The sequence below is a fragment of the Sporosarcina limicola genome (genome assembly GCF_014873855.1).
Classification (GTDB): domain Bacteria; phylum Bacillota; class Bacilli; order Bacillales_A; family Planococcaceae; genus Sporosarcina; species Sporosarcina limicola.
The window spans coordinates 235,146-246,054 of the sequence record NZ_JADBEL010000003.1 but is presented as its reverse complement, the minus strand read 5'-3'; the positions used below and the strand labels follow the sequence as shown (position 1 = coordinate 246,054).

At 35.1% G+C, this 10,909-nt stretch carries 13 protein-coding genes and 2 pseudogenes; 2 read left to right on the top strand and 13 right to left on the bottom strand.

The genetic code is table 11. The annotated features are described in order from the left end of the window. Positions 1–206 precede the first annotated feature (206 nt). Together H4683_RS04900 and H4683_RS04895 are read left to right on the top strand one after the other, a co-directional pair. On the top strand, positions 207–464 hold the full coding sequence (locus H4683_RS04900) for a hypothetical protein (protein WP_192597708.1): 258 nt from the start codon (positions 207–209) through the stop codon (positions 462–464). Beyond that, positions 461–1,015: a pepsin/retropepsin-like aspartic protease family protein gene (locus H4683_RS04895; protein WP_192597707.1), complete on the top strand. Its 555-nt coding sequence runs from the start codon at positions 461–463 to the stop codon at positions 1,013–1,015. Before H4683_RS04900 ends, H4683_RS04895 begins: the two co-directional genes overlap by 4 nt. Before the next feature lie 337 nt (positions 1,016–1,352). Here H4683_RS04895 and H4683_RS04890 read toward each other — a convergent pair whose 3' ends face one another. The 13 genes and pseudogenes from H4683_RS04890 to H4683_RS04840 all read right to left on the bottom strand — a co-directional run bounded on the left by H4683_RS04890 (position 1,353) and on the right by H4683_RS04840 (position 10,826). Further along, positions 1,353–1,715, bottom strand: coding sequence for a GNAT family N-acetyltransferase (locus H4683_RS04890; protein WP_192597706.1), 363 nt, complete (start codon positions 1,713–1,715; stop codon positions 1,353–1,355). A 228-nt stretch (positions 1,716–1,943) separates the two neighbouring features. Beyond that, positions 1,944–2,775 (bottom strand): annotated as a pseudogene (locus tag H4683_RS04885) (GNAT family N-acetyltransferase). Between the two features lie 164 nt (positions 2,776–2,939). Continuing rightward, positions 2,940–3,190, bottom strand: a pseudogene (locus tag H4683_RS21245) (shikimate kinase); the annotation flags it as partial. Positions 3,191–3,222: 32 nt separating this feature from the next. Further along, the gene (locus H4683_RS04880) at positions 3,223–4,050 is read right to left on the bottom strand and encodes a GNAT family N-acetyltransferase (protein ID WP_192597705.1); all 828 of its coding nucleotides are present in this window, start codon (positions 4,048–4,050) and stop codon (positions 3,223–3,225) included. A 293-nt stretch (positions 4,051–4,343) separates the two neighbouring features. Beyond that, positions 4,344–4,883, bottom strand: coding sequence for a GNAT family N-acetyltransferase (locus H4683_RS04875; protein WP_192597704.1), 540 nt, complete (start codon positions 4,881–4,883; stop codon positions 4,344–4,346). 155 nt (positions 4,884–5,038) lie between these two features. Continuing rightward, positions 5,039–5,692, bottom strand: a complete 654-nt coding sequence (locus tag H4683_RS21240) for a phosphotransferase enzyme family protein (protein ID WP_338062387.1) — start codon at positions 5,690–5,692, stop codon at positions 5,039–5,041. Continuing rightward, complete coding sequence (locus tag H4683_RS21235) at positions 5,655–6,059, bottom strand: hypothetical protein (protein ID WP_225941876.1); 405 nt, start codon at positions 6,057–6,059, stop codon at positions 5,655–5,657. Before H4683_RS21235 ends, H4683_RS21240 begins: the two co-directional genes overlap by 38 nt. Before the next feature lie 158 nt (positions 6,060–6,217). Further along, positions 6,218–6,484, bottom strand: a complete 267-nt coding sequence (locus tag H4683_RS04865) for a CD3324 family protein (protein WP_192597703.1) — start codon at positions 6,482–6,484, stop codon at positions 6,218–6,220. Positions 6,485–6,860: 376 nt separating this feature from the next. Further along, positions 6,861–7,196, bottom strand: a complete 336-nt coding sequence (locus tag H4683_RS04860) for a nucleoside 2-deoxyribosyltransferase (RefSeq protein WP_192597702.1) — start codon at positions 7,194–7,196, stop codon at positions 6,861–6,863. Positions 7,197–7,436: 240 nt separating this feature from the next. Then, positions 7,437–7,970, bottom strand: a complete 534-nt coding sequence (locus tag H4683_RS04855) for a dihydrofolate reductase family protein (protein WP_192597701.1) — start codon at positions 7,968–7,970, stop codon at positions 7,437–7,439. A 215-nt stretch (positions 7,971–8,185) separates the two neighbouring features. Beyond that, a complete protein-coding gene (locus tag H4683_RS04850; protein WP_192597700.1) occupies positions 8,186–8,695 on the bottom strand; it encodes an MFS transporter in 510 nt (169 codons plus the stop codon). Positions 8,696–9,069: 374 nt separating this feature from the next. Continuing rightward, positions 9,070–9,450 (bottom strand): VOC family protein, encoded by a 381-nt coding sequence (locus H4683_RS04845; protein ID WP_192597699.1) that lies wholly within the window; start codon positions 9,448–9,450, stop codon positions 9,070–9,072. A gap of 182 nt (positions 9,451–9,632) precedes the next feature. Beyond that, positions 9,633–10,826 (bottom strand): MFS transporter, encoded by a 1,194-nt coding sequence (locus tag H4683_RS04840; protein WP_192597698.1) that lies wholly within the window; start codon positions 10,824–10,826, stop codon positions 9,633–9,635. Between the last annotated feature and the right edge of the window lie 83 nt (positions 10,827–10,909).

Below are 10,909 nucleotides of genomic sequence, written 5' to 3'. Positions count from 1 at the left end.
GATCACAAAAGATGATAGATTTTACAAAATCAAAATACGTGATCATGAATTCTAGCTAAATTCACGATTTCTCGTACATGCGTGAATAATTCAGGATGAAGATGTATTACACGCATTTATAAATACAAGCTGTCGTGGTCAGCAATATCAGATTAACAATTTGGTGATGGGGTTTGGAGTAATGTCTAAATAAAGGGGGAAGCGCCATGCGATGGGAGGAAGTTAAACAAGCTTATCCAGACAAATGGGTTGTGTTAGAAGCAATGGAGGCATATTCAAGCGATAATAATAGGATTGTTGAAGATATGGCTGTGTTGGATTGTTTCGACGATTCCATGGAGGCATTACGAAGACACGCCGAATTGCATAAAAAAAAGCCGGATCGGGAGTTTTACTTTTTTCATACATCCCGTGAAAATCTCGATATTCATGAAAAAAAATGGACAGGATTAAGAAGAATATGATTAATATTAACGAGATAAGTGGTTTACCTTTTGTGCAAGTCACAGTTATATTCAAGGGAAGATCTTTGCATTTAAACCGTGTATTAATTGATACGGGGTCGGCTAGAACTATATTCAACGTAAATAGTGGCTCAACACCGAAACATGTACTTGACTTTTCAACAACTGAAACCTTATCATTACATTCCAGTAAAATCGGTTGTTTGCTATTACTTTCAACTGTAGAGAGTACGAAATATAGATATTTTTTGTATAGCTTTTCATGTCAAGAACAGACCTTGGTGTTGAGCCTAAATAGTTTAGAGGAAATCAATATAAGGCCAGAAGCAAATGATGTTACTCATACAATATACGGAATAGGTGGAACTGAATTTGTTTATTCAAAACATATTGATCAAATATACCTTACTAGAGATATTAGTATAAGTAACTTCTTAGTCGAACTAGGTTCAATGGATTACGGTCTTGAGATAGATGGAATTATTGGGTATGACTTTATGAAAGAAATTGGGGTTGTTATAGATCTTCATAAAATGAATATGCATCTATAGGGGTGCAATTTTTAAAAAGGGGGTAATCAGATAACCCTCTTTTTAGTTTAAAAATATTTTAGTTTACATAATATACATTATCGGAAGTTGCGTTTCATTCAATAAGTATACTTGAAACAGTGAGATAAAACGAGTTTTTTGTACAATCCCATGATCAGTTTGTTCAGCTCACACACCTTTAATAATGTCTAATAATTTTATGTTCAAGGACAAAAAAGTGCGTACAAACTTTGATTGATTTCTCATCTACCCTTCTAATAGATAGTCCTTAAAATATTGTAAAGGTCTTGTTGCATCATCTTTAATACTACTTGTGAAAACCGTTACCAATTGATAGTTAGGTGCGACAATAAAAATGACGGATTCCTTCTGTTATTAAATGTTTTGCAAGACCACGACTTCTCCAATCCGGCTTAACAAAAACATTTTCTATTATGCCTATATTCTCATCTGATTCCTTCCAAGCCATAACACTGCCAATGATTTCATCGTTGTAAAAAGCAGTAATTGAAGTCCAGTATGGATTACTCTTATATTCACGCAGTTTCTCTAATCCCGTAGGATTCTCTGGCCAAATTTCATTTTCCACCTGCAAATATTTTATTTCTTCTTCGTAGGTGTTCATATTCCAATGTTTTATATTTACACTGGTTAGCTTAAAATTTGTTGGGGATAAATCTTTATCTATTTCAATATTCATCCAATAAAGGCTCTCAAAATGTTTAAATCCTTTTGATTCGAAATAAGAATTTTCTTTTATTTCAGTTACATAGTTACCCACACATAATTTTGTAGGAAACTGTGGTGGTAGTTTATTCTTGAATAATTTAGCCTTTTGTAGTAAACGTTCTTGTTAAACAATATGGCCCTATTACTGAATAGGCGCAGATCCTTACTCTGAAAATGCGCCCATTAGTTGAAGTAAAAATTACTCAAACTTAAAGTCATATCCTATATAGTTAAATAAATTTCTAAATCCTATATTCTCTGCAACCGCAATTGAAGGCTTGTTAGACTCCATACAATCCCAATACGGAACAAGATTATTTTCCAAACAATCTTTTACTAAAGTTGTGGCTACTTTTTGTGCTAACTTTTTACCTTGATGCTCTTCCAAGGTTTCAATATCAATACAATGTACATTATCAACTACAAAACCTGAGAAACAGACACTTACAATTTTATTCTTACAAACTACACCGTAACCAACGCCTTCATTAAAGAACCTCTCGGGTGAAGACCAGAACTCTAATATTTTGGAATGTAAAAACTCAATATTTTCAATTGACTTATCACTGTTTTTAAAAAATATTTCACTAACTTTGACAATATTGTATCCTTCTTCAATAGCAAGTTCGAAGTTGCCTTTATAATCGTTTTTTTTGTAACGTATAAACCCTCTGATTCCAACTTCCTAAATTGCGGTTTTCAAACACCTTTTTAATAGTCTCATCCCACTTATTATGATTACCAATACCCTCAAACCAAGTTAATCCTACCTTCCTTGCTTCTGGAATGATTACTGTATCAATAAAATGATTTAATTCAGTATTGAACCCTTCGTTTCTTTCATCTCCAATAAAGAAAAAACCGTCGTTATTACCTAACCAGATAAGTCCCGAAGCAGGAGATTCAATATCATCTACAAAAATACGACCAGGATTGACTCCTTCGACTACTGCTTTAGCTTCTAATTGACCTTGCTCATATAACAAATCTCTACATTTGTGGAATTCAGACCTTTTTAATTCTGATATCATTAGTTACCTCCTTATCCGACTAAAATTAACTAATTAGATAATATTTTCTTTTTTTAACAATCCTGCTTTATTAGTTTAAGTACATCCTTTCACAATCTCTTCACTATACAACCTAACCTATTCTTCGACAATATGGCCCGATTCAAGTGCAGACCTTATTCATTTTCACCTTTATGGGAGTTCAATCTGTATTTTTCAATTGATTCCCTTAGTTCTTCTCCGACCAATCAACGTTTCTTTTGGTAGGTTTATGCTCAAGTCGATGCGGACTTTTATTTCGTTCCAGCCTCTCGTCCATATCGGCTTATAATTCCACAAAATAAATAGTGGCACCCTGGGATACAAATATTTAACATGTCTCGTCTACGAAGTCCCAATCCTCTTGTTGATCAAAAGCCAACACATATGTATAGACTTCCTCTTTTACTTAAAATCACAATTTTCATATCAGAATTCAAATTCGAACGACATCAATCGATGCGAATAATCAAAACCCAATTTGTCAGCCACTCTCTTGGATGGTTCATTAGACTGATCAGTTGTCCAATAAACACCATACTCTCTTTCCAAGCATTCCTTTATGTATTGTTGCCCCAGTATCGTTGCCAAACCGCGATTTCGCACATTTTGATCAAATGTAGCTATATAAACTTCGTGGCGGTCTCCGTTAACACAACATGAGTAACATGCACTTATAACCTTATCATTTTTTAAGACAGCATATCCAAATCCAAATTGAGCAAAAGATTCCGCCGAAGACCAGTACTCTGTTAGCTCTTCTCTTAAATCCTCATCAGCATTAATCAATTCCTTAGTGATTTTTACTATGGAAAGGTCTTCATCAAGTACATGACGGGGTTGTTCCAAACCTTTATGAAAACGAACAGTATTCAATTCGTAATAGATGCTATAATCCACATAATATGTACGCCCATCAACCACTTTTTCCAGTGCTTTCTTCCAATTTTCATTAAAGAGAGTGCCTAAAAACCAGGTTCCTCCACATAAATTCAGACTTTCTTGCTTTAATTGTATGGAAATTAATTCACTCAGGTGGCTGTTAAACGACTCATTCTCTGGATCACCCAATAGATAGTATCCCAAGCCTACCGCGTATACTATCGCAGTCCGGGGCTCCTCTATCTGATCAACATATACTACTCCTCGATTCATACCGCTAATAACTGCATTTAATACATTCTCAGTTTTTTCATGCGGATTAACCAATAGTTTATTGATTTTATAATAACTTTCTTTTGGCAGTTTAACGATCATCAATTATTCCTCCATTAAGGTTTTGTTATTATTCTACCAGTAACTTCAAGTACCTTCAAGTACCTTCAAGTACCCTTTTCCACAAAATTCATACTATCAGGAAAATTTCAGGTTATTCAGTAAATATATTTCACATTAACGTTTTTAATTTGTTTACCGGAAAAAGTTATGCTGTTAAATGGCCCGATTCAAAAAGAACGCCCTTCTTATTCAAGATAGGCGCCCGTTTATGGAAGATCATAGTCTATTCAAATAACACTACCCATTATTAAAATAAGTTATTTGGAAATCAATTATTTTCCGGAATTATCAAATCGAAAAATAGTCTTTTGTCCATCAAACGTTTCCTCGTTTATCTCAGTGTAGACTCCATTCGTGTAATTTGATATTGACCTCCTCCAAAATTTTTGTCCAGCAATGTTTTTCTCTAATGGGTTAGTAAACAACTCCCAATTCCCCTTCAATTGGTCAAATACTATATTTGCTGCTCTTTCAGCAATACCCTTCCCTCTTAATGATTGAATTAAAAAGAACTCATTTACAAAATAGTCAATTCCTTTATTACAATGTGGTGGGGTTGCTATTAGGATAAACCCTGCTGGTATCCCATCTACTAAAATTACGTAGGGGAATAAAACTTCTGGCTTTTCCCACCAAATATTTTGAACTTCATACTGATCATTTAATGTTCGGAAATCGTCACTATCCTCATATATCCCGTGAACATTCGGGATTCTACCATAATGTTCAGAAAGGTCATATAGGTATAAAGGATATAAGTTTTTTATAATATATGCTTCACTTTTATCTGTTAAACGAACATCAATTTTCATAGGCTTCTCCTTTTAAAATAGACATAAAAACAGTTGTGTAAGTTTTCATTTAAACAATTAATTCCTTTTAATATTTTCATACTTTTTTGTTTCTTGCATGATTCAGTCCTAATACTGAATAGGCGCAGATCCATGTAAGTTTGTGTGAAAACGAGTTAGTCAACCTTTGCGGGTTGAATCATTTCAAACAAAAATGGAGTATTATTTAAAAAGTTTCTTATGTACGCTTGGGCGTACTTTTGCTCATTAATTAAACTGGTTGTTTCTCTTGGATCTGATGAATGATGGCAATAATTTTCAATCATAAACATAATGAAGAAACATTCTAGGTCTTTAACAAAGTTAGTTTCTAGCTTCCTAACACTCTCATAGCCTTGGATAAACAGCCATCGATGGTTAGCCTTAAGTTCTAACAATGTACCTGCGATATCGTAAAGATAATACCCGTAACCACATCTTCCGAAATCAATCGGATAGGGTTGTTCATCTATAAAAACTATATTTCCGGAATGTAAATCCGCATGAATGAGTCCATAGTTATCATCGTTCTTAGGAATTACAGCTAGTTTAGATATAATTTTCTCTGCTGCAGCTTGATAAGATCTCCATGCCTTATCTGATAAAAAACATGTATAATGCCGTTCCAATTTAGTCATTTCAAGTTTAAAGCTTTGCGCTCCCCAAATTGGGCGAACAAAGCCAGGTGCCGGAACAAAATTTGCTGCTACTTTATGCAGTCTACCCATCAATACACCCATATTATAAACGCGGCTATCCGTAAAGTTCCCATTTGCATGATCTCCCTCCACCCAACGCATCATCGTGACACATGGTGGCTGATATCCCTCTTCCATATCCCATTTCTAATACATAAGAACCATCACGGCTTACCTGACCTTCCGGGACAGTTAGATCATCCGATTTGTTCAATGCTTGAAGCAAAGCGAGTTCTGAACGGATTTCCTCTTTACCCAATCTATCCGAATGTATCCGAAGCAAAAAACATTCCTTCGAACTTGTCCCTATTTTATATGTAATCGCATCGGACAATTGAATAAACTGTATCTTTTCCCATTCTAAGTCGAAATTCAGTAGTGATAATAAGGCTACTCTCCCCGCTCTTACTAACAAAGATTGCCTATTTTCATCAGTATCAAATTGAAAAAAATTCATCATATGTTGACCTCCTAAATCGTATTAAGCATTAGCTCATGTATTTGTATATGTTGTAATTGTAATAAGAGCAGTCCGATGAATATATATAATAAACGATTATAAAATGTTCTTTACATAGAAAAGTCACATTAGATTTAATCCAATGTGACATATAAAAACTATTTTTTTGAGTAAACTATTTTTTTAATACTATCGTGAGAAAGAAAGAATTGATTTGAAAGTTGATCTATAGTTACCCCGCCGGAAAATTGTTGTCGGATTTCATGGTTTCTAAAGTTTAAGTGGTTTTTACTCCCTGAACTTTCACCCCATTTCTTTTGTAATCCCTTTGAAATAGGGACATAAACCATTTCTCCATTTACATACTTCTGTATTTCCTTCAGCAGTTCTTTTGGAAAGATACTTTTTGCATTTACATATTTCATGTTAGCTTCGCTCCTTAAAATAGAATAAACTTTTAAGATAGCAAAGTCATTACTATAAACAATGATCACTTTGCAGGCGGAAATCAATTTCTAGCCCTATACAAACAACCGCCGTTGTTCATAGTACAAACTTTGCATAGAGCGGATCTTTAACTTTCTCCTATTTATTGTCATAGCAATCCTCCTTTCTGTCCTAATGCAACTACAGCTACATTTCTTTTAACGATTTCGGCAATAACCGACCGATATCCTTCGAAGTGTAAGACAAAATCCGCATTAGTTCAATAAGGCGCATCAAATGATGTCTTAAGTAAGTTTCTAAACAATCTTGCCCTTAATAGGCACTGTTCCTCATTCTGGAAATACGCCCTATAATTTAACAAACCTTCGCTGCAGTAACCAGTTCTAATAACTCATCAAGGGTTCCATAACATTTTTCTACTTCCGGCAAATGATAAAAAGTGCTTGTTGTTTCACAGTTATTTATAGCGCGATCTGAAGAATGGAGAAAAATCCTCTTCCCCTGACCCAATGCAATACCTAATTCAATATGAGTACCTTTTCCCCCGGGTAGTAAAATGACAACAAAATCGGCTTCCATTACCCCGTTGTTCTCTTTCTGACCTATATCTTTTAAATCTTCAAACGTAGAAGTTTGTTCTTCCCTTGCTTTTGCATTTTGGGTCCAATCATAATATACATTTACATGCATCCCCTACCATCATTATAGGTTGTCCTGTCCTTCTACAAAGGACAAGAAAGTCTAAACTAATTGGACTTTCTTGTCTAATTTATTTGTACAAAATCCTATGGATCCATTTGTTGTCCTTAATTCTTCCAATATCTAATAATGCTACACTCTTTATAAAAATAGATGAGCTACACCTCCTTTAGTCCAGCCATTTTTACGAAGTTTGAAGTTCAATTTTCATGAAAATTGAACAAGATATTTTTACTTTTTAACTCCATAATGTAGTTCTACAAATTGATTGAAGTTCCTGCTCCCTTTCAATGTAAGGTCTAATTGATAATCTCCCTCTTTAAATAACGGAATTCCTTTTCCAATTATAGTTGGGGCAACCGTTAAAATAATTTCATCAACTAAATTTTCTCTTACAAAAGATTGTAACAATTCTCCGCCACCAACAATCCAGATGTTTCTTCCTTCTTGATTTTTCAACTTATTAGTAACACTAACTATATCATCATTAATAAATTTGACATCTTCGGTATCTTCAATAGAAGACTTTGTAAAAACATAGCATTCTTTATTTCTATATGGGAACTCCCCTGTTTCGTGCTTTATAATCCAATCATAAGTTTTTTTACCAATTAAAATTGTATCTACTGTCTCATAAAACTCTGAATATCCATTATCTCCTTCACCTTCAGTATTAAATAACCATTCTAAAGACTCATCTTTCGTAGCTATGTACCCATCTAAACTCGTAGAAATAAACAATACCAAATTACGTTTTTTACTCATAATATCCCCCTTGTAAATAAGTTAAGAATATACGTTCGTACACAGTATAACAATGATTATTGAACTCTTCAACTCATCTGCCCCGTTAGCCATCCATGCAATAAAAAACGCTATCTGTTTAGGGATACTTTTTGCTGTTCATAGTTGTTTCTCCATATTGTTAGTTCACTACTAAACACGCATGTCTACCTTAAAATGCGGTTGCACCTTGTAGTTTAATTTACTTCTTCATAATACTGTTTATGCTGCTTACTAACTATTTGAATACAAAGTATTAATGTTACGAATACTGCAATAGAAGCAAATCCGATGGCTACCATTTGTAATGAGAACCACTCTGACACCAAGCCTAAAATAAAGGTAAACACAATTTGCAGTAAACTTTGAAACATCGATGCTAAACTACCAAAACGTCCCATGATTGTTGTCGGAACATTTTTCTGATAAAACGTATCATAACCTGCATTACCAAATGTCATAAAGAATCCTAAAAAGATAAAGGCTCCTGTTGCTGTCAAAAAACCAACCGCACTATAGAACAACAAATAACCAACTGCTGTTAAAATCATCCCAATACCTAGATACATCTGTAATGAGAAGCGTTTTGCAAAGGCAGCTGAAGCCACTGCGCCTAGTAATGCACCTACACCTGCAATGCTGACGATGAGTCCGTACATTTGGTCAGACAGTCCCAAGTCCAGTAAGTACTTCTTCCAAATTCTCATTAAAGTCCACCTCGTATTCTTCGATGCTCTAAATTTCTAATTTAAGCTTAACAAATTTTCACATCAAATCAATCTACAGTCGTGGCAATAATATGAATATGTCAAACATTGACGGGTTACCAGGAGAAATACTAAGTAAAAATCTATAGCCCACTAAGCCGAGCATCTTAAAAGATTGTATTTCACAAAACCACTCCAACTCTCAACTATCACTATGTTCAAGGCATTCAGTAACATTATAACAGAATACTCATTTAAATCCTCGTTACAAACTCATTTCTTCTTCGATAAAAACAAAACCACGACAGAAAATAACTCCTGTGGTGGTTTTGTTTCACTTTACTATTCCAATTTTATTGCACACCTACTATAATTCACTTTCTTTCCATAACCGCAAAATAATTTCCCTCATTATCCGCAAAGTTAAATACGCTACCAGAAGGCATATTTACAATATCCCCGACTGTGATACTTTTATCCGAAAGTTCTTTGTATAACTTATCAAGATTATCCGAGAAAAACAATAACGAAGGCGTTTGAAGATTTAATTCTGGCTGCATTTTAGCAATGAGTTCCTTATTGTGGAGTATGATACTTGTTTCCGCATCCTTTGTTGGAGCAATTTCAATCCATTTCATTCCTTGGCCGTTATTTTCTTCTGAAATAACGCTAAACCCTACTTTTTCTGTCCAAAATTTTAATGTCTCATCTTGATTGTTTACATATAGCATAACTTGACCGATTTTAGTAATCATTTTTTTCTCTCCCTACCGATAGTTTTTTATAAAATCAACCATATTTACTTTCAATTACAGCAAAAAAAGCATTGAATATCCGTACAAAATCATCATCGTCCAATTTAGTTTCATCCTATCCCCTACTTCATACGCGTATACACCGCAAAAAGTAAAATACTTTCTGCGGTGGTTTTCTTTTCTTATTGTTCCAATGTGATATTTCTACGCTTCATTTGATAGAAAAACAGCGTTGTCAAACTTAAACTAATCACACCGAATATGACTACCATTGTTTGCAATCCTACGATATCGAGGAATGCGCCTGCTGTTAATAAAACTACCTGGAACATGATCCGATCCAGCATATTCCGGAACGAGAAAAATCGACCGTGGTACTCTTTTGGCATTTGTTTCTGAAATACGACCATTGCTGTCGGGTAGAAACAACCCAGTGCAAATCCCAATACGGAAAATGCGGCTAACGTGATTATCGCATTATCTGCAAAATACAACATGAATTCTGCAATTGCCACCATACCGGCAAAGAAGAAGATAACTGTTGTTGTTTTCCACCTTATCGAAATGATTTTTACAAAAGCAGCACCGAGCATAAATGCCATTCCTTCAAATGTATAAATGAGTCCTTTTATTGAGGAAGAATCCTGTATTTCACTGATATTAATGACGATTAAGTTGAATGAACCCAAAAAAAGGACTGGGATAAGCGTCATAATAAGCGTCATGCCTATAGCGGGATACGCCTTCAAGACTGGGAAGACTTCCATGAATCCCCCTTTATTATTCGGACTCTTCACCTGGGCTTCCCTGCCCTCTCCTTCATCGATACGCAACATCATTGTGAAAAGCAATAGTAAGCCATATGCAAGCATCGAGATCCAGTAGAGAGATGCGATTGACCAATAGACAAGCATGATTCCAGCAAGTGCGGTACCGGCGACTCGCGCAATCGTTGCGACGTTCATATGCCAGCCATTCATCGAAAGTAGGTCATTATCTTTTACAACGAGCGGAATGGTTGCTTGAAGTGCCGGGAAGTAAAATGTAGCGGATAGTTGAATACAAACCATGAATGCAATCATCCACCAGATGGAATCGGTAGCAATTGCGATTAGCATGAACACTACACTAACCATCCGGCCGAATCCTGAAATAAGTAGAACCGATTTCTTTTTGGACTGATCAATAACTTTCCCTGCAAGCGGACCTGCTAGGATACCTGCAAGTAAACCAACAGATAGAATCATAGCTTTGACGAAGTTTGAAGGGATTTTTTCTTGTAAGAATTCCAGATTCCCAATAATTCCTGTCCATAAACCCAAGCCTGCAATCATTTCGCCTGTTAAGATAATCCAGACGTTGCGATTTTTCCACATACCTCTAACCCCGTTCTATTACTTCGTGTTTCGAATTATTATACGGCAGACAATGCAAAAAGTCACGGGGTTTTTACCCGTGA

Bases quoted from the DNA above. Each gene is read 5' to 3' on its own strand.
- H4683_RS04900 (WP_192597708.1), top strand. From the start codon at position 207: ATGCGATGGGAGGAAGTTAAACAAGCTTATCCAGACAAATGGGTTGTG.
- H4683_RS04895 (WP_192597707.1), top strand. From the start codon at position 461: ATGATTAATATTAACGAGATAAGTGGTTTACCTTTTGTGCAAGTCACA.
- H4683_RS04890 (WP_192597706.1), bottom strand. From the start codon at position 1,715: ATGAATATTGAAATAGATAAAGATTTATCCCCAACAAATTTTAAGCTA.
- H4683_RS04880 (WP_192597705.1), bottom strand. From the start codon at position 4,050: ATGATCGTTAAACTGCCAAAAGAAAGTTATTATAAAATCAATAAACTA.
- H4683_RS04875 (WP_192597704.1), bottom strand. From the start codon at position 4,883: ATGAAAATTGATGTTCGTTTAACAGATAAAAGTGAAGCATATATTATA.
- H4683_RS21235 (WP_225941876.1), bottom strand. From the start codon at position 6,059: ATGATGAATTTTTTTCAATTTGATACTGATGAAAATAGGCAATCTTTG.
- H4683_RS04865 (WP_192597703.1), bottom strand. From the start codon at position 6,484: ATGAAATATGTAAATGCAAAAAGTATCTTTCCAAAAGAACTGCTGAAG.
- H4683_RS04860 (WP_192597702.1), bottom strand. From the start codon at position 7,196: ATGCATGTAAATGTATATTATGATTGGACCCAAAATGCAAAAGCAAGG.
- H4683_RS04855 (WP_192597701.1), bottom strand. From the start codon at position 7,970: ATGAGTAAAAAACGTAATTTGGTATTGTTTATTTCTACGAGTTTAGAT.
- H4683_RS04850 (WP_192597700.1), bottom strand. From the start codon at position 8,695: ATGAGAATTTGGAAGAAGTACTTACTGGACTTGGGACTGTCTGACCAA.
- H4683_RS04845 (WP_192597699.1), bottom strand. From the start codon at position 9,450: ATGATTACTAAAATCGGTCAAGTTATGCTATATGTAAACAATCAAGAT.
- H4683_RS04840 (WP_192597698.1), bottom strand. From the start codon at position 10,826: ATGTGGAAAAATCGCAACGTCTGGATTATCTTAACAGGCGAAATGATT.